The organism is Marinobacter arenosus (assembly GCF_019264345.1).
In the GTDB taxonomy this organism is placed as follows: Bacteria; Pseudomonadota; Gammaproteobacteria; order Pseudomonadales; family Oleiphilaceae; genus Marinobacter; species Marinobacter arenosus.
The window spans coordinates 2,396,664-2,414,447 of sequence record NZ_JAHVAO010000001.1; the positions used below are offsets into that span (position 1 = coordinate 2,396,664).

A 17,784-nucleotide genomic window follows, 5' to 3' on the forward strand; every position below is an offset into this window, starting at 1 on the left:
CTCTCCCCGATGGTGTCCGGGAAGAGCGAGGCCGACGCGGTTACCACTCCAACTGTGCCCCGGTCTGGTACTCGATCACCCGGGTCTCAAAGAAGTTCTTTTCCTTCCTGAGGGTGGCCTGCTCGTCCAGCCAGGGGGAGACGTTCCTTGCGCCGGGGAACGGCTCTTCCAGGCCCACGGTCCGGGCCCGTCGGTTGGCCACGAAGCGGAACTGTTCGCTGTGGTACTCGGCAGAGTAGCCGAGGATCGGATCCCGCAGGATGTAGTTGGCGTAGTCGGTTTCGGCGGCTTCGGATTCGTCCCACATGGCGCGCACGGCTTTCGGATCGAAGCGGATGTTCTCCTCCTCCACGATCTGGTTCACCACCTTCAGGCCGAAGGAGAAGTGCATGGCTTCGTCCCGCAGGATGTACTGCAGCTGTTCGCCGGTGCCGCGCATGAGGCCGCGGCGCTGGAGGGCGAAGATGGGGCTGAAGCCGTTGTAGAACCAGGTGCCTTCGAACACCGCCGCAAAGAACAGGTAGGACATGATGAATTCCTGCAGGTCGTCCCTGTTGCGCAGGTTCATGTCCGGGCGCATGGCCGCGTCCAGACGGCGGTTGGCGATCTGGATCTTGCCGTTGATGGCAGGCACCACGCGGTAGCGGTTGTAGATCTCGCTCTGGTCCAGGTTCAGGGTTTCGATGCAGTGCTGGTAGGCCCAGGTGTGCATGGCCTCTTCGTACACCTGCCGGGCCTGGTAGATCTGCAGTTCCGGTGCGCTCATCTTCTCCATCACCGCCAGGCCGATGTTGCGCATGGCCAAAATGTCGGAGGTGGTGAGGTAGGCCAGCACGTTCTCGTACACGTGCTTTTCCGGCGCGGTGAGCCGGTGGTGGTAGTCGTGGACGTCCTGGGCCATGTTCACGTCCAGCGGGGTCCAGTGGTTCTTGTTGGCGTTCATGAAGTATTCCCAGGCCCAGGGATACTTGAACGGGGCGAGCTGGTTGATGTCCGTCTCGCCATTGATCACGCGTTTGTCGTCCGCGTTGACCGGCGCCGGAGCGCCGGGGTTGGCGCCGGCCTGAGCGGCCGGCGTGCTGGTGGTTTTCGGTTCGTCGTCCCAGTCGAGCATGGTCTGAGCCTCTTCAAATGAAAGTAAGTGGTTACTGACAAGCTTCGCAGTCAGGGTCGTCGATGCTGCATACCTGGGGCTGGGGTGCGGTAGAAGGCGCCATGGAAGATGCCGACACCGAGGCGGTTTTCTCGGCCCCGGTGGCCCCGAGCGAGCGCAGGTAATAGGTGGTTTTCAGGCCCCGCTCCCACGCCAGCTGGTACAGGGCATCCAGCTTCTTGCCGCTGGGTTCGGCCATGTACAGGTTCAGGCTCTGGGCCTGGTCGAGCCATTTCTGGCGACGGGCGGCGGCTTCCACCAGCCAGCGGGCGTCGATCTCGAACGCGGTGGCGTAGCGGGCCTTGAGTTGGGCCGGGATGCGGTCGATCTGCTGTACGGAGCCGTCGAAGTACTTGAGGTCGTTGACCATCACGTTGTCCCACAGGCCCTCGGCCTTGAGGTCACGGACCAGCGACGGATTCACCACCGTGAACTCGCCGGACAGGTTCGATTTCACGAACAGGTTCTGGTACGCCGGCTCAATGGACTGGGAGACCCCAACGATGTTGGAGATGGTCGCCGTGGGCGCGATGGCCATCACGTTGCTGTTGCGCATGCCATGCTGGGCGATCAGTTCGCGCACCGGGGTCCAGTCCAGCCGGGCGCGGGTATCCACGGACAGATCCCCTTCCCGGCGCGCCTGCTGAAGCAGGCTGATGGAATCGATGGGCAGGATGCCCTGCTGCCACAGGGAGCCCTCGTAGCTGTCGTAAGCGCCCCGTTCCGCCGCCAGCGTGGCAGAGGCGCGAATGGCAAAGTAGCTGAGCTGCTCCATGGCCACGTCGGCAAACTCCACGGCTTCCGGGCTGGTGTACGGCAGGCCCAGTTGGTAGAGCGCGTCCTGAAAGCCCATCAGGCCCAGGCCCACCGGGCGATGCTTGAGGTTGGAGTTTTTCGCCTGGGGCACGGCGTAGTAGTTGATGTCGATGACGTTATCGAGCATGCGCACGGCCGTGGTCACCGTGCGCTCCAGGCGCTGCACATCCAGCTCGCCGTTGGCAATGTGGGCGGCCAGGTTCACCGAACCCAGGTTGCACACGGCTATCTCGTCCGCGTTGGTGTTCAGGGTGATCTCGGTGCAAAGGTTGGAGCTGTGCACCACGCCCTGGTGCTGCTGGGGCGAGCGCAGGTTGCAGGGGTCTTTGAAAGTGATCCACGGGTGGCCGGTCTCGAACAGCACAGTCAGCATCTTGCGCCAGAGCTGCTTGGCGGGAAGTGTCTTGAACAGCTTGATTTTGCCCTGTTCCGCCAGCGCCTCGTAATGTTCATACCGCTCCCGGAATTCGTTGCCGTAGAGGTCGTGCAGGTCCGGCACGTCGCTGGGGGAGAACAGGGTCCAGTCCCGGTCCTCGCGCATGCGTTCGATCAGCAGGTCCGGCACCCAGTTGGCGGTGTTCATGTCGTGGGTGCGGCGGCGTTCGTCGCCGGTGTTCTTGCGCAGTTCCAGGAATTCCTCGATGTCCAGGTGCCAGCTTTCCAGGTAGGCGCACACCGCGCCCTTGCGCTTGCCGCCCTGGTTCACCGCCACGGCGGTGTCGTTGACCACTTTCAGGAACGGCACCACACCCTGGCTCTGGCCGTTGGTGCCCTTGATGTGGGCGCCGAGGGAGCGCACCGGGGTCCAGTCGTTGCCCAGGCCGCCGGCCCATTTCGACAGCATGGCGTTGTCGCGAATAGCCTCGTAGATGGCTTCCAGGTCATCCCCCACGGTGGTCAGGTAGCAGGAGGACAGCTGGGAATGCCGGGTGCCGCTGTTGAACAGCGTCGGCGTGCTGGCCATGTAGTCGAACGAGGACAGCAGGTCATAGAACTCGATGGCGCGGGCGTTGGGGTCGTCCTCCCGCAGCGCCAGGCCCATGGCCACGCGCATGAAAAACACCTGGGGCAGTTCCAGGCGGGCGCCATCCCAATGGATAAAATAACGGTCGTACAGGGTCTGCAAGCCGAGGAAGCCGAACTGCCGGTCCCGCTCCGGTTTCAGGGCCGCGCCCAGGCGCTCCAGATCAAAGGCCGCCAGCGCATCGTCCAGCAGCTCGTAGCGGATGCCGGCGGCAATGAAGGCACTCAGGGCCTGTGGATAGATCTCCGACAGCGGCAGCTCTGTGGACAAGTTCAGGGCCGTGGCGTTTTCCAGCCGCAGCTGCTCCAGCAACAGGCGGGCGGTGACGGCGCTGTAGTCCGGCTCCTGTTCGATGCGCCCGCGGGCAGTCATCACCAGCGCCGACAGCACGTCTTCCTCGGCAATGCCGTCGTACAGGTTGGTCAGCGCGTCGTCCACCAGGGAGTCACCGTCGATGCCGTCCAGGCCGGTGGCGGCCTGCTCCACCTGAAGTTTCATCCGGCCCAGGTCCAGCGGGGCGATCTCGCCACCGGCCTTCTTCACGGTCAGGTGCGGGTGCGCTTCCATGGGATGATCGTGGGCACGCTGCCGGGCGTGTTCTTCCCGGTAGAGCACATAGGCGCGGGCCACTTTCTGTTCCTCGGCGCGCATCAGCGCCAGTTCCACCTGGTCCTGGATGTCTTCGATGTGAACCTTGCCGCCGGCTTTCAGGCGCCGGCCGATGGCCTGGAGGACCTGGTCGGTGACCCGGTGCACGGCGTCGTTGATGCGGGCGGAGCCGGCGGCCTTGTCGCCTTCCACGGCCAGAAACGCCTTGGTCACGGCGACGGTGATCTTGGACGGATTGAAGCCCACGAGGGTGCCGTTGCGTTTGATGACCTGCAGGGATTCGGTGTCGGTTGGGGACGACGGCTGGGGTTCAGCCAGGGCAGAGCTGGACATGTCTGTACTCCTGAATACGCGTTGGGTTCCGTTCACCTTCGCGTACGCAGGGGCGCACCTTGCCCGGGAGACAGGCAGGCACTACCGATCTGCTCACCCTGAGTCGCGAAGGTGCAGTTGTATCCCTGGCAGGTCTTCGGACTCAGGAGCATGAATCGTTCGATTCGGCCTCGCGTGGCGACTTCCCGGCTTGCGCCAGTGTCTTGATGCCACGCTCGTTCTCCAATACCGCTGCGCGTCAGTTCCGGATTCCCACCGGATTCCCGCTACCGAGATGCTCAAAAAAACAACATCTGGTAGTTGACCAAGGATGAAAACACTATATACACGATATTCGGGCGGAACAAGGCGGGACAACAAAAAAGGCCCCCGGAGGGGCCAAACACGTGACAGACTCGATACTGAGAGTCAGTGGCTGATCATCCAGGGCCGCATGGAGGGGAACATTTTCTTCCCGTCGGCGGTGTAGAACAGCATCGACTTGCCAGGCTTCGGGGAACCACAACCGCAACTGCGGCTGTGCTCCTGGTCGTGGGCCCGGCGGTCGGCGGTGGAAAACACCGGTTCGTGCCGGGATTTTTCATTCCGGTCCTGGGCCGCCCGGTTGGCCGGGTCCATGGCCGCAATGTGCGACGGCAACACGATCACCCGGGGCGACAGCACCTTGCAGGTGGGGCATTCCGCCGGCTTGGCGGCGTCGTCCATGGTGGCCAGGGTGTTGAACAGGCCGTGCTCCCGGCACTTGTAGTCATACACGGGCATGGCGGTTACTCCTTATCTTTCGACAGGGGTACGTCCATGCCGCCACTGACTTTCTTCTGGGGACCATCGGCCGACGGGTTGATGTCGAAGTCGAAGATGCCGGTGGGCAGCCAGAGCGTGGCGCAGGCGTTGGGGATGTCCACCACACCGCTGATATGGCCTTCCACCGGCGCGCAGCCGAGGATCGCGTAGGCCTGGGCCCTGGTGTAACCGAACTTGGTCATGTATTCGATGGCGTTCAGGCAGGCCTGGCGATAGGCCACGTGCACGTCGAGGTAATGCTGGCCGCCGTCTTCGTCCACCGAGATGCCTTCGAAGATCACGTAGTCGTCGTAGCGGGGCTTGATCGGGCTGGGCTTGAACACCGGGTTCTTGATGCCGTATTTCTTCACGCCGTCCTTGATCAGGTTCACCCGCAGGTGGATCCAGCCAGCCATTTCGATGGCGCCACAGAAGGTGATCTCACCGTCGCCCTGGCTGAAGTGCAGGTCGCCCACGGACAGGCCGGCGCCGTCCACGTACACCGGGAAATACACCTTGGAACCCCGGGACAGGTCCTTGATGTCGCAGTTCCCGCCGTGCTCTCGCGGCGGCACGGTGCGGGCGGCTTCCGCGCCGGCGGCCTTGGCGGCCTCACCGCGCATCTGGCCCATGTGGGCGGTCTCGCCGTTCGGCAGGGTGGCCAGCTCAGGCACCCGCTCCGGGTCGGTGGCCACCAGGCCGGCTTCCCGCTTGTTCCAGGTCTCCAGCAGTTCCTTGGAGGGCAGGCAGCCGATCAGGCCCGGGTGAATCAGGCCGGCGAATTCCACGTTCGGAATGTGGCGGGATTTGGTGAACATGCCGTTGAAGTCCCAGATGGATTTCTGGGCCTCCGGGAAGTGTTCGGTCAGGAAGCCACCGCCGTTCTGCTTGGAGAAGAACCCGTTGAAGCCCCACTGGCTCTCTTCGAAGGTGCCGATGTCGAGGATGTCCACTTCCAGCAGGTCGCCGGGCTCCGCGCCCTCAACCCCGATCGGGCCAGACAGGAAGTGCACCTGGCTGAGGTCCACATCGCGCACATCGTCGGCGCTGTCGTCGTTCTTGATCTGGCCGCCGGTCCAGTCATAGCACTCGACGATGAAGTCATCACCGGGTTTGACGGTGGCCACCAGGGGAATGTCCGGGTGCCAGCGGTTGTGGATTTTGTCGTTCTCATAGGCCGACTTGTTCAGATCAATCTTGATTATGGTTTCAGCCATAACGGGCGCTCCTTGGTCTTGGCTTACACGTTTAGGTAACGGCTTTACTATCCGAAATCCGGTGCCGGCGAGGTATTCGCGAAATGCCCCCGGTGCCTACGTCATTCGACGTATTGGTACACGGTGACGGCCCTGCCCTTCAGGCCGGCCTCAAACCGGTGGCAGTTCGGATAGGCCAGCAGTGCCCGGGCCACGGCCGGCTCCAGGCGCTGACGGAAGGCCCGCAACAGTTCCCGGGCGCCGTAACGGGCGTCGTAGCCCCGGCACAGGTCCGCGCGCAGGTCGGGCGACACGGTGAGTTCGGCGTGCTTTTTGGCCAGACGGCGATTGAGGCCCGCCAGCTCGATGTCCAGCAGGGCTTCCAGCCAGTTGTCGGAAAGCGGGTTATAGGTGAGGATCTGGTCGATCCGATTGAGGAATTCCGGATCGAAATGTCGTCGCAACGCAGCATCGCGAATGGCCTCGCCCTTACCGGGCGATAACCCGAGCCAGCGGCGCCAGCTCTTTTGGTAATGCTGCAGATGGGCTTCGGCGTCCAGGGCGCCGGCGTTGCTGGTCATGAAAATCAGGGTGTTGCGAAAGTCGATCTCGCGGTTGCCGGAGGGGAAGACCAGGCGGCCGGTGTCCAGCACGTTGAGCAGGGTACGAACCACCTCCTTGCTGGCCTTTTCAATTTCATCGAACAGCACAATGCCGGGTTTGCTGAATGACCCCTGAACCTTGTCCAGATCGAACAGGCTGTGGCCTTCCTTGCTGCCCACATAGCCTGGTGGTGCCCCGGTGAGGGCGGCGGCGTAGTGCTCCTGGGCCAGGGTGTTCATGTCGATGCGGCACAGACCATCGCGGTTGCCGTGAATCGCCTCGGCGATAAGACGCACGGTCTCCGTCTTGCCGACACCGGTGGGCCCCAGGAACAGGTGCACTGCCAGCGGCCGGTTGTCCTCGCCGATGTCGGCCTTCACCCTCACCAGCATGGCTTCCATGGTCGCGAGGGCCTCTTCCTGGCCGACGATGTTGTCCCGCAGGCGGGCCATGACGGCCTCGGGCTCGAAGCGGAACCGGGAAACACGAACCGGGCCTGAAGCGGCCCGGTTCTTTGCAATGGACTCCCGGTTGGCTTCCAGCCGTTCGTTGATAAACGGCATCAGTGCCTCCCGGGCTTAGGCCCCTGCGGATTTTTCCTTGCCGTCGAACGGCAGCTCGCCGACTGGGCACTCGGCGGTACCGACGGTCTTGCGGGTCATGGCCTCCACATTCTCCTGCGCTTTCTGGGCGTCCATCACCCAGGTGCGGTAGAACTCGAACGGGCAGTCGGCCACGCCCTTGTCGCCATCACCGGAGGCATGCACGCCGGTGTAGCCCCGGTGCAGCAGCTTGAACAGGTGGTTCTGGGACTGGTCGTTGGCGCGGGCATCGCGGATCTGGCTGACCGAGAGCTGGGCGTACTGCACGCCCATGTCTTCCTCGCCGCACTCACCCAGGGTGCGGCCGTCGAAGCCGATGATCGCCGAGTGGCCAAAGTAGGAATAGACGCCGTCAAAGCCGGAGGCGTTGGCCACGGCCACGTAGCAGTTGTTGGCCCAGGCCATGCTCTTGGCCATCATGATCTGCTGTTCCTTGGCCGGGTACATGTAGCCCTGGCAGCGCACGATCAGCTCCGCCCCCTTCATGGCGCAGTCGCGCCAGATTTCCGGGTAGTTGCCGTCGTCGCAGATGATCAGGCTGATCTTCATGCCCTTGGGGCCTTCGGTGACGTAGGTGGTGTCACCGGGATACCAGCCTTCGATGGGGCACCAGGGAATGCACTTGCGGTACTTCTGGACGATCTCGCCCTCGTTGTTGATCAAAACCAGGGTGTTGTAGGGCGCCTTTTTCGGGTGCTCCTCGTGGCGCTCGCCGGTCAGGGAGAACACGCCCCAGGTGTTGGCCTCTCGACAGGCGGCGGCGAAGATGGCGGTCTCGTCGCCGGGAATGGTGGCGGCGGTTTCCATCATCTCGTCGTTGTCGTACATGATGCCCATGGTGCTGTATTCCGGGAACACCACCAGGTCCATGCCCGGCAGGCCCACCTTCATGCCCTTGATCATGTCCGCGATCCGGCGGGCGTTGGCGAGCACATCGTCCCGGGTGTGCAGCCGGGGCATCTTGTAGTTCACCACCGCCACGCCGACGGTGTCGTTACTGCTGGATATATCACCGTGTCTCATGTTTATCTCCTCGTTACACCGCCAGATAGCTGGCAATCTTGTCCTGGTCCGCTTCCGCCCGGCTCTCTTCGTGCACGATGGCACCCTTCTCGATCACCAGAATCCGGTCGGCCGCATCCATCACGAAGCTCAGCACCTGCTCCGACACCACAATGGACAACCCCCGCTCATCGCGGATGCGCCGCAGGGTCTGGGCGATGTCCTTGATGATGTTGGGCTGGATGCCTTCGGTGGGTTCGTCGAGCAGCAGCACCTTGGGCCGGGTGGCCAGCGCCCGGGCGATGGCCAGCTGTTGCTGTTGGCCGCCGGACAGGTTGCCGCCGCGACGGTTCTGCATTTCCTTGAGCACCGGGAACAGTTCGTACAGGTCCTCCGGCACCTTCTTCTCCCCCACCGCGGCCAGGCCGGTCTCGATGTTTTCCCGCACCGTCAGGGTGGGAAAGATCATCCGCCCCTGGGGCACGAAGCCGATGCCGGCGCGCACCCGCTGGAAGCTCTTCAGGCTGGAAAGATCGGTGCCGTCCAGGCTGACTTCACCTCCTTTTGTGGGCGTCATCCCCACCAGGGATTTCATCAGCGTGGTCTTGCCCATGCCGTTACGGCCCACCACGGCGACGATTTCGTTCTTTGCCACATCGAGGTTCAGGTCATCGATGATGGTGCTCTGGCCATAGGCCACCGAATGATGTTTTACGTTCAGCATGATCAGTGCCCCAGGTAGACTTCGATGACTTTCGGGTCCGATTTCACGTGCTCGATGGACCCTTCTGAGAGAACCTTGCCCTGATGCATGACGGTGACCCGGTCGGCGATGTCGCCGACGAACTGCATGTCATGCTCGATCACCAGCACCGTGTGGTCCTTGGTGATCACCTTGAGCAGTTCGGCGGTTTTCTTGCGCTCGGCCACCGACATGCCGGCCACCGGCTCATCCAGCATCAGCAAGTCCGGTTTCTGGATCAGCAGCATGCCGATCTCCAGCCACTGCTTCTGGCCGTGGCTGAGCATGGCCGCCGGCTGGTCCAGGGCATCGGAGAGGAAGATGGTTTCCGCCACCTCCTCCACCGCCTCGATCACCGCCGGGTCGCGCTTGAACGCCAGCGCGCCCATCACGCTGTGGCCCCGGGGAAACGACAGCTCCAGGTTCTCGAACACGGTCAGGTCCTCGAACACCGAGGGGGTCTGGAACTTGCGCCCGACCCCGTTGTGGACGATCTGGTGCTCCTTGAGTTTGGTCAGCTCCTTGCCGGCGAACTTGATGGACCCGGCCGTGGCCTTGGTCTTGCCGCAGATCAGGTCCAGCACCGTGGTCTTGCCGGCACCGTTCGGGCCGATGATGACCCGGATTTCCTTGGGGTCGAGGTAGAACGAGAGGTCATCCACGGCCTTGAAGCCGTCGAAGGACACGGTGAGCCCCTCCACCGCCAGCAGGAAGTCATTGCTCTTGGATTTGGCTGCGTTCATCAGGATTTCTCCGGGCTGTAGTGATCAAGCATCGGGTCGTAGTCATGCGCTTCCTTCGCCTCAACCGCCGGCTTGCGCGCCTCGGCGGTTGGCTCGGGCTCGGATACCGGCTGGGCCTCGGCCTTGGACTTACGCTTGAACAGGCGCTCTTCCAGCGGCATCACGTAGCTCTGGTAAAGGCCGGCCAGACCGTTCGGGAACGCCAGTACCACGCCGATGAACAGGGCACCCATGGCGAAAGGCCAGAGTTCCGGGAAGGATTCCGAGAAACCACTCTTGGCCGCGTTCACCAGAAGCGCGCCGTAGACCGCACCGAGGATCGACAACCGCCCACCGAGGGCACAGAAGATGACCATCTCGATGGAGGCGACGATGCCGATGAACGACGGCGACATGAAGCCGACGATCAGAGTGAACAGCGCGCCGCCGATGCCGGCGAAAGCCGCGGCCAGGCAGAACACGAAGATCTTGAAGGCGGCGACGTCATAGCCGGAGAAACGCACCCGGTTTTCCTGGGCGTTCATGGCCACCAGGATGCGGCCGAGCTTGCGGTTCTGGACCAGCCGGGCCACGAACAGGCACAGGAACAGCATGCCCACGCAGATAAAGTACAGGGTGGTTTTCGCCGCATCGCTGCGGATGTCCCAGCCCATCAGGGTCTGCAGGTCGGTAATGCCGTTCACGCCACCGGTGTAACCCTGCTGCCCGATGATCAGGATGGTCAGGATCGCGGCGATGGCCTGGGTGATGATGGCGAAGTACACGCCACCCACCCGCCGGGTGAACATGGCCAGGCCGATGATGAAGGCCAGCAGCATGGGCACTCCGATCACCGCCAGCAGGGTGAAGGAGAAGCTGTGGAACGGTTCCCAGAACCACGGCAGTTCGGTGAGCTGGTTCCAGTCCATGAAATCCGGAATGCCGGGTGTGGACTGGATGGCGGTGGCCTCCGGCGTGGAGGCCTCCAGCTTCAGGAACATCGCCATGCAGTAGCCGCCAAGGCCGAAGAACACGCCCTGGCCCAGGCTGAGAATGCCGGCCTTGCCCCAGCACATCACCAGGCCGATGGCCACGAAGGCGTAGGTCAGGTACTTGCCCACCATGTTCAGGCGGAAGGGGTCGAGCGCCAGCGGCAGGATGACCACCAGCAGGGCGGCCAGCGCGAGGTAATACAGCCCCTCGCGGGAGGAAAACCATTTCAATGGGGATGAACTCTTCATGACAATCTCCTAGCGACGGACCTTGAGGGCCATGAGTCCTTCCGGACGCAGCATCAGGATGCCGACAACGACCAGCAGGGTGAGGACCTTGGCCATGGAACCACTGAGGAAGAACTCCATGGTGGACTGGGCCTGGGAGATGCCGAAGGCCGACACAATGGTGCCGATCAGGCTCTGGGCGCCGCCAAACACGACCACCAGGAAGGTGTCGACGATGTAGGCCTGGCCGGATGACGGGCCGGTGGAGCCGATCATGGTGAACGCCGCACCGGCGATGCCGGCAATGCCACAGCCAAGGGCAAAGGTGGCGCGGTCGATGCCGGCGCTGTTGATGCCCACCGCTTCCGCCATGGGGCGGTTCTGGACCACGGCCCGCACTTTCTTGCCGTAGCCGGAGCGGTACATCAACAGGTAGACGCCGACGGCGATGGAGAGCGCGATGATCATCACGAACAGACCATTGATCGGCAGCTCCACCAGGTCGGTTACCTGGAACGCCCCCATCATCCACTCGGGCAGTTCCACGCCCACTTCGCGGGCGCCGAAGATGGAGCGGTAGGCCTGCTGCATGATCAGGCTGAGGCCCCAGGTGGCCAGGAGCGTGTCGAGGGGCCGGTGGTAGAGTCGCCGTATCATGAGCCATTCGACGAGCGCACCCAGTGCGGCACAGATCAGGAAGGCCAGTATCATGGCGACGAAGAAGTACCCGCCGAACAGGCTGGGCAGGTAGCTCTGGAAGAAACCCGAGGTCAGGTAGGTGGTGTAGGCGCCGAGGATCATGAACTCCCCGTGGGCCATATTGATGACACCCATCTGACCGAAGATGATGGCCAGGCCCATTGCCATCAGTACGAACACTGAAAACAGGGAGAGCCCGGCAAACCCCTGCATGGCAAATATCGACATCAATTCACTGCTGGTGTAGCCATCGAACATGACCCTTACTCCCCTTCAAACCAACATGCTTTGCGTTGTGGAGGCGGTGGCTGCCGGCGCACGGAGGCGCCGGCCATCCACACTTACTGGTAGCCTTCCGGGAACGGGTCCGGCTCCATCAGCTCGTCGGTCTCGTAAACCACCTGGTACTGGCCGTCGGTCTGGGCACGGCCGATGCGGGTCTTGGACCAGAGGTGGTGGTTCTCGTGAATGCGCACGTAGCCTTCCGGTGCCTTCTTGAACTCGATGCCAGCGAAGACTTCGCGGATCTTGTCGATGTCGAAGGAGCCGGCCTTCTCGACCGCCGCTTTCCACAACCAGGGGCCGAGGTAGGCCGCCTGGGTGACGTCACCAATGACCATGTCGTCGCCGTAGGCTTCCTTGAACGCCTTGACGAATTCCTGGTTGTTGGGGTTGTCGAGGCTCTGGAAGTACTTCATGGAGGCGTAGATACCTTCCACGTTCTCACCACCGATGCCGCGGATTTCGTCCTCGGTCACCGAGATGGTCAGCAGCAGGGGATCTTCCTCGGTGAAATCCACGCCGGCGGCCTTCATCTGCTTGTAGAAGGCGACGTTGGAGCCACCCACAACCGAGGCGAAGATCACGTCCGGCTTCTTCAGCTTGATCTTGTTGATCACCGAGTTGAACTGGGTGTGGCCCAATGGGTAGTACTCCTCACCCACGACCTTGAGGCCCAGCTTGTCGATGTGCTTGCGGGCGATCTTGTTGGAGGTGCGCGGCCAGATGTAGTCCGAACCGAGCAGGTAGAAGGTCTTGGCCCCCTTCTCCTTCACGGCCCAGTCGATACCCGCCAGGATCTGCTGGGTGGCTTCCTGGCCGGTGTAAATCACGTTCGGGGACTGCTCGAGGCCTTCGTAAAAGGTGGGGTAGTAGAGCATGCCGTTGTACTGCTCGATCACCGGCAGGATGGCCTTCCGGGACGCGGAGGTCCAGGCGCCGAAAATGGCGGCGACGTCGTCCTGGCGCAGCAGTTTACGGGATTTCTCGGCAAACGTCGGCCAGTCACTGGCGCCGTCTTCCTGGACGTACTTGATCTCACGACCCAGCACGCCGCCGGAGGCGTTGATCTGTTCGATCGCCAGTTTTTCCGCCTGCACCGAGCCGATCTCACTGATTGCCATCGTGCCGGTGATGGAGTGCAGGATGCCGACCGTGACGGTGTCATCGGTGACCGCCAACCCCGTGGTGTTGACCTCGTCGGTGCTCGGCACGGCCGCTTGCGCGGAGGTGGCCAGCATGACCGACGCCGCCAGTGTCATCAGGCTCTTTCGAAACCCGAGCCCCTTGCCTATCGACCGCCCACCGGCGGTTATCTCTGTCGTACCCATGGTGATTCCTCGCAGTGGTTGAAAGCCGGTGCCGCGCTTCCTTGCGAAAGCACAGCGCCCACGTCAACCATTCTGCTCAGCCCCTTCATGGGTGCCCATTCGGCAATCACCCCAGCGCCCTACGTCATTTGACGCATTCCGGTCCCCGGCCGAACCGGCTAAAACGCAGGTACACGAATTAAATGTCACCGCATCTCATCGCGCACCGGAGAATGGCACGGAACTTGTTGAGGCTTTCAAATCCGGTGCGCGGAACCCCAAAACCGCCCCAAAACCGGGCATTTTCCCAGGTTACACAGGCAAGGCAGCGATGGCCGCACGACAGAACATTTTCCGGGTTCGGCGCAGTTACAATCAGTGGGTCGCCAACCAGACGCTGGAAGACTACGCCCTGAGGTTTACCGCCAAGAGCGCCCGGCGCTGGTCGGCTGCCCGGGTCAGCAACACCGCCCTGGGTGCAATCTCGTTCCTGGCCATGGAAGCCATCGGCGGCTCCATCACCCTGCACTACGGCTTCGATAATGCGGTTGCCGCCATCCTGGTGGTCAGCCTGGTGATCTTCCTGACCGCCATCCCGATCAGTTACTACGCCGCCCGCTACGGCGTGGACATTGACCTGCTGACCCGGGGCGCGGGCTTCGGCTACATCGGCTCCACCATCACCTCGCTGATCTACGCCTCGTTCACCTTCATCTTCTTTGCCATCGAGGCGGCCATCATGGCCATGGCCCTGGAGATGCTGTTCGGCATCCCCCTGGTGCTGGGCTACCTGATCTGCGCGGTGGCGATCATCCCGCTGGTGATTCACGGCATCACCACCATCAGCCGGTTCCAGGTCTGGACCCAGCCGGTGTGGATCCTGCTGCAGCTGGCGCCGTTCGTGTTCATCATCTACGCCGATGCCTCGTCCATCAGCGACTGGACAAAATTCGAGGGCCTGGGCGAGGCCGCCGGCCAGGGCCTGAACGTGGTGATGTTTGGCGCGGCCGCCGCCGTGGTGTTCTCGCTGATTGCCCAGATTGGCGAGCAGGTGGATTTCCTGCGGTTCATTCCGGAACCCCGGAACCGGGAGGAGAAACGCCGGTGGTGGGTGGCGGTGATGTCCGGCGGGCCGGGCTGGATCGTGATTGGCATGCTCAAGATCCTGGCCGGCTCCTTCCTGGCGGTACTGGCCCTGAACCAGGGCATCTCGGCCACGGAGGCGGCGGATCCGACCCAGATGTACGTGATCGCCTTCAACTACATCACCCACTCGCCGGAGATCTCCCTGGCCATGGCGGGTATCTTTGTGATTCTGTGCCAGCTCAAGATCAACGTCACCAACGCCTACGCCGGCTCCATTGCCTGGTCCAACTTCTTCTCCCGGCTCACCCACAGCCACCCGGGCCGGGTGGTCTGGCTGTTCTTCAACGTCGCGATCGCGCTGCTGGTGATGGAACTGGGGGTCTACCGGGCGCTGGAGGAAACCCTCGGCTTCTACGGCATCATCGCCATCGCCTGGGTCGGGGCGCTGGTGGCGGACCTGGTGATCAACAAGCCGCTGGGGCTCAGCCCCAAACACATTGAGTTCAAGCGCGCGCACCTGTACGACATCAACCCGGTGGGCGTCGGTGCCATGATCACCGCCTCGGTGGTGGGCATTACCTGCCACACCGGCGTCCTCGGGGCCTATGCGGAAGCCCTGTCTCACTTCATTGCCCTGGCCGTGGCACTGGTGACGGCGCCGTTGATCGCCTGGAAGACCGGCGGCCGGTTTTACACCGCCCGTCCGTTTACGCCCCTCGCCACGGACCATCAACTGGTTCAGTGCACCATCTGCGAGCACAGATTCGAGCCGGAGGACGTGACCAGCTGTCCGGCTTACGACGGCACCATCTGTTCCCTGTGTTGCTCCCTGGACGCCCGCTGCGGGGACGTCTGCAAACCCGGCGCCGGTTACCAGGAACAGTTGCAGCAGTTTCTCGGCAAGCTGATGCCCGGTGCGCTCCTGAGCCGACTCCACTCCCGCCTCGGTCACTTCCTGAGCCTGCTGTTTCTGATCAATGGCCTGTCCGGCCTGCTGCTGTCGCTGATTTACTTCAAGACGCCGGTGGCCTCGGCACCCGAAGCCCTGCTGCTGTCCGTCACCCTCTGGAAGGTATTTTTCATCCTGGTGATTGTTACCGGGGTGATCTGCTGGCTGTTTGTGCTGGCCCACGAAAGCCGCGTGGTGGCGGAGGAAGAGTCCGGCCGTCAGACCCGGCTGCTGATGGAGGAAATTGTCGCTCACGAGCGCACCGATCAGGCCCTGCAGCAGGCGAAAGAGCAGGCAGAGGCCGCAAATGGCGCGAAAAGCCGCTATCTGACCGGTATCAGTCACGAACTCCGGTCACCGCTGAACGCCATTCTCGGCTATGCCCAGTTGTTGGAGAACGACGACTCGGTCCCGCCCCACCGCAAGGAAGCCCTGGGGGTGATCCGCCGCAGCGGCGAATACCTGGCCGATCTGATCGAGGGGCTGCTGGACATCTCCAAGATCGAGGCCGGACGGCTGGACCTGCACCGGGACCAGGTCCGCATCGAGTTGCTGATGGAACAGCTGGTCACCATGTTCCAGCTGCAGGCCGAGGAGAAGGGCCTGGCGTTCGATTACCACTGCCCCTTCCCGTTGCCGGAAATGGTGACCACCGACGAGAAACGCCTGCGCCAGATCCTGATCAACCTGCTCTCAAACGCCATCAAGTACACCGACAAGGGCGGGGTCTCCCTGACGCTGCGCTACCGCAGCCAGGTGGCGGAGTTCACCATCCGGGACACCGGTGAAGGCATCGCCCAGGAGAACATCGAACGGATCTTCCGGCCGTTCGAGCGTATCCGTACCCCGGGCCAGAGCCGCAGTGGCACCGGACTTGGCCTGACCATTACCCGGCTGCTTACCGAGATCATGGGCGGCGATATCTCTGTGGCCAGTGAACCCGGCCAGGGCAGCACCTTCAAGGTGAGCCTGATGCTCTCCAGCCTGCACAGCTCCAGCCCCCGATCGATCAGCGCCCCGGCTCGCCGGATCTACGGCTATCACGGCACCCGGCGCAAGGTCCTGCTGGTGGACGACGACATCTCCCACCGCCAGGTCATCCGCGCCATGCTGTCGCCACTGGGTTTCGAGATTATCGACATCGGCAATGCCCTCCGGGTCGAGGAAACGGTGGCCACCGAACGCCCGGACCTGGTGCTGCTGGACGTGTCCATGCCGGGGCGTACCGGCTGGGAGGTTCTCCAGCAGCTGCGGGCGGACAAACACGCCATGCCGGTGGTGATGGTGTCCGCCGATGCCAACGAGGGCCACCATGCCGCGGACTCACCGCGCCTGCACGACGGTTACATCATCAAGCCCGTGCGACTGAACCTGTTGCTGGACACCATCGCCGGGGTGCTGGACCTGGAGTGGCGGTTCGAGAAGAGTGCCGAACCGCTCGCCGCCCTCCCGGTGTCGGACACCGGCGACCTGCCGCTGCCCGCCCTGGCCTACCGACAGGAACTGGCGGACCTGGCCCGTATCGGGCACCGCAAGGGACTGCTGGAAGCCCTGCACGGACTCAGGCACCGCGGCGAGGCGGACCAACGCTTCACCGACGAACTCTCCCAGCTCACCAACGATTTTCAGTTCGAAAAAATTCTGGAATTACTTGAGGTAGCCGAACATGAAGCTTCATGAAGACCGGAAAACCGTCGTGATGGTCGTGGATGACGCGGTCGACTCCATTCGCATGATCAACGATGCCCTCGAGGAAGCCGGCATGACCGTGCTGGTGGCGCTGGAGGGCAACCAGGCGCTGACCATCAGCCAGAACATCACCCCGGACGTGGTGCTGATGGATGCGCTTATGCCGCACATGGACGGCTTTGAAACCTGCCGGCGGCTGAAGGAGAACCCGGCGTTCACCGACATCCCCATCATCTTCATGACCGGCCTCAGTGACACCGAACACGTGGTTATGGGCCTCAACGCCGGCGGCGTCGACTACGTCACCAAGCCGATCAACACCACCGAACTGCTGGCGCGCATGGACGTCCACCTGACCAATGCCCGGATGACCCGCAGCGCCCGCAGTGCCCTCGATACCGCCGGCCAGAACCTGTTTGCCGTGGACCGGGAGGGCAATTTGCTCTGGGGCACCCCCCAGGTCTGCCGGTGCCTGCCCGACAGCAATCATCCGGAATTTTCGGACGTCCGGGCGCGGCTGGAAGAATGGCTCAGCCACAATCTGGAACCCGGACACGTGATGCCGTTGCGAGCCCTGGACATGCCGCGCTCGGTGGAATATCTGGCCCTGGTGGACGGCCGGGAGTATCTGCTCCGGCTCAAGACTCCGCAGAACCAGAACAGCTCGGCCGCCGCCCTGCGGGAGCGGTTCCAGCTGACACTGCGGGAATCGGACGTGCTACTGTGGATCGCCAACGGCAAGACCAACCGGGAGATCGGCCAGATCCTGGACATGAGCCCACGCACCGTCAACAAGCACCTGGAACAGGTGTTCCGGAAGTTGGGGGTGGAGAACCGCACCGCCGCGGCGGCCAGTGCCATCCGGCTGCTGGCCACGCAGTAGAGGCGTTCGGGCACTTTTCAGGGCGTCGGCTGTCACCCGGGTAATCCCACGCGATTGCAGACCGAGGAGAGCATTGTGCGCCTG

General features: G+C 62.9%; 13 protein-coding genes and 1 riboswitch. Of the genes, 2 read left to right on the plus strand and 11 right to left on the minus strand.

Annotated elements, in window-relative coordinates; genetic code table 11:
• Nucleotides 1-40: 40 nt before the first annotated feature.
• The 11 genes from KXD86_RS11055 to urtA all read right to left on the minus strand — a co-directional run bounded on the left by KXD86_RS11055 (nucleotide 41) and on the right by urtA (nucleotide 13,024).
• Nucleotides 41-1,114, minus strand: a complete 1,074-nt coding sequence (locus tag KXD86_RS11055) for a ribonucleotide-diphosphate reductase subunit beta (protein WP_218636075.1) — start codon at nucleotides 1,112-1,114, stop codon at nucleotides 41-43.
• Nucleotides 1,115-1,145: 31 nt separating this feature from the next.
• Complete coding sequence (locus KXD86_RS11060) at nucleotides 1,146-3,935, minus strand: ribonucleoside-diphosphate reductase subunit alpha (protein ID WP_218636076.1); 2,790 nt, start codon at nucleotides 3,933-3,935, stop codon at nucleotides 1,146-1,148.
• 110 nt (nucleotides 3,936-4,045) lie between these two features.
• Nucleotides 4,046-4,259: riboswitch (cobalamin riboswitch) on the minus strand.
• Between the two features lie 84 nt (nucleotides 4,260-4,343).
• Nucleotides 4,344-4,697 (minus strand): zinc ribbon domain-containing protein, encoded by a 354-nt coding sequence (locus KXD86_RS11065; RefSeq protein ID WP_218636077.1) that lies wholly within the window; start codon nucleotides 4,695-4,697, stop codon nucleotides 4,344-4,346.
• Nucleotides 4,698-4,702: 5 nt separating this feature from the next.
• Nucleotides 4,703-5,935: a formamidase gene (fmdA, locus tag KXD86_RS11070; protein WP_218636078.1), complete on the minus strand. Its 1,233-nt coding sequence runs from the start codon at nucleotides 5,933-5,935 to the stop codon at nucleotides 4,703-4,705.
• Nucleotides 5,936-6,036: 101 nt separating this feature from the next.
• Nucleotides 6,037-7,080, minus strand: coding sequence for an AAA family ATPase (locus tag KXD86_RS11075; RefSeq protein ID WP_218636079.1), 1,044 nt, complete (start codon nucleotides 7,078-7,080; stop codon nucleotides 6,037-6,039).
• A 15-nt stretch (nucleotides 7,081-7,095) separates the two neighbouring features.
• Complete coding sequence (locus KXD86_RS11080) at nucleotides 7,096-8,142, minus strand: aliphatic amidase (RefSeq protein WP_218636080.1); 1,047 nt, start codon at nucleotides 8,140-8,142, stop codon at nucleotides 7,096-7,098.
• Between the two features lie 13 nt (nucleotides 8,143-8,155).
• Nucleotides 8,156-8,845: an urea ABC transporter ATP-binding subunit UrtE gene (gene urtE, locus KXD86_RS11085; protein ID WP_218636081.1), complete on the minus strand. Its 690-nt coding sequence runs from the start codon at nucleotides 8,843-8,845 to the stop codon at nucleotides 8,156-8,158.
• A gap of 2 nt (nucleotides 8,846-8,847) precedes the next feature.
• Entirely contained in the window at nucleotides 8,848-9,606 is a 759-nt protein-coding gene (gene urtD, locus KXD86_RS11090; RefSeq protein ID WP_218636082.1) for an urea ABC transporter ATP-binding protein UrtD, read from the minus strand.
• Entirely contained in the window at nucleotides 9,606-10,826 is a 1,221-nt protein-coding gene (gene urtC / locus KXD86_RS11095; protein WP_218636083.1) for an urea ABC transporter permease subunit UrtC, read from the minus strand. The genes urtD and urtC overlap by 1 nt, the downstream gene beginning before the upstream one ends.
• A gap of 9 nt (nucleotides 10,827-10,835) precedes the next feature.
• Entirely contained in the window at nucleotides 10,836-11,762 is a 927-nt protein-coding gene (gene urtB / locus KXD86_RS11100; RefSeq protein WP_218636084.1) for an urea ABC transporter permease subunit UrtB, read from the minus strand.
• Nucleotides 11,763-11,845: 83 nt separating this feature from the next.
• Complete coding sequence (urtA, locus tag KXD86_RS11105; RefSeq protein WP_376770976.1) at nucleotides 11,846-13,024, minus strand: urea ABC transporter substrate-binding protein; 1,179 nt, start codon at nucleotides 13,022-13,024, stop codon at nucleotides 11,846-11,848.
• A gap of 400 nt (nucleotides 13,025-13,424) precedes the next feature.
• Here urtA and KXD86_RS11110 point away from each other — a divergent pair, with 400 nt between their 5' ends.
• Together KXD86_RS11110 and KXD86_RS11115 are read left to right on the plus strand one after the other, a co-directional pair.
• Nucleotides 13,425-16,808, plus strand: a complete 3,384-nt coding sequence (locus KXD86_RS11110) for a hybrid sensor histidine kinase/response regulator (RefSeq protein ID WP_218636085.1) — start codon at nucleotides 13,425-13,427, stop codon at nucleotides 16,806-16,808.
• The gene (locus KXD86_RS11115; protein ID WP_218636086.1) at nucleotides 16,795-17,700 is read left to right on the plus strand and encodes a response regulator transcription factor; all 906 of its coding nucleotides are present in this window, start codon (nucleotides 16,795-16,797) and stop codon (nucleotides 17,698-17,700) included. Before KXD86_RS11110 ends, KXD86_RS11115 begins: the two co-directional genes overlap by 14 nt.
• Nucleotides 17,701-17,784: the final 84 nt, after the last annotated feature.

Excerpts from the sequence above, each read along its gene's own strand:
- KXD86_RS11055 (WP_218636075.1), bottom strand. The coding sequence starts at position 1,114 with ATGCTCGACTGGGACGACGAACCGAAAACCACCAGCACGCCGGCCGCT.
- KXD86_RS11060 (WP_218636076.1), bottom strand. The coding sequence starts at position 3,935 with ATGTCCAGCTCTGCCCTGGCTGAACCCCAGCCGTCGTCCCCAACCGAC.
- KXD86_RS11065 (WP_218636077.1), bottom strand. The coding sequence starts at position 4,697 with ATGCCCGTGTATGACTACAAGTGCCGGGAGCACGGCCTGTTCAACACC.
- fmdA (WP_218636078.1), bottom strand. The coding sequence starts at position 5,935 with ATGGCTGAAACCATAATCAAGATTGATCTGAACAAGTCGGCCTATGAG.
- KXD86_RS11075 (WP_218636079.1), bottom strand. The coding sequence starts at position 7,080 with ATGCCGTTTATCAACGAACGGCTGGAAGCCAACCGGGAGTCCATTGCA.
- KXD86_RS11080 (WP_218636080.1), bottom strand. The coding sequence starts at position 8,142 with ATGAGACACGGTGATATATCCAGCAGTAACGACACCGTCGGCGTGGCG.
- urtE (WP_218636081.1), bottom strand. The coding sequence starts at position 8,845 with ATGCTGAACGTAAAACATCATTCGGTGGCCTATGGCCAGAGCACCATC.
- urtD (WP_218636082.1), bottom strand. The coding sequence starts at position 9,606 with ATGAACGCAGCCAAATCCAAGAGCAATGACTTCCTGCTGGCGGTGGAG.
- urtC (WP_218636083.1), bottom strand. The coding sequence starts at position 10,826 with ATGAAGAGTTCATCCCCATTGAAATGGTTTTCCTCCCGCGAGGGGCTG.
- urtB (WP_218636084.1), bottom strand. The coding sequence starts at position 11,762 with ATGTTCGATGGCTACACCAGCAGTGAATTGATGTCGATATTTGCCATG.
- urtA (WP_376770976.1), bottom strand. The coding sequence starts at position 13,024 with ATGCTGGCCACCTCCGCGCAAGCGGCCGTGCCGAGCACCGACGAGGTC.
- KXD86_RS11110 (WP_218636085.1), top strand. The coding sequence starts at position 13,425 with ATGGCCGCACGACAGAACATTTTCCGGGTTCGGCGCAGTTACAATCAG.
- KXD86_RS11115 (WP_218636086.1), top strand. The coding sequence starts at position 16,795 with ATGAAGCTTCATGAAGACCGGAAAACCGTCGTGATGGTCGTGGATGAC.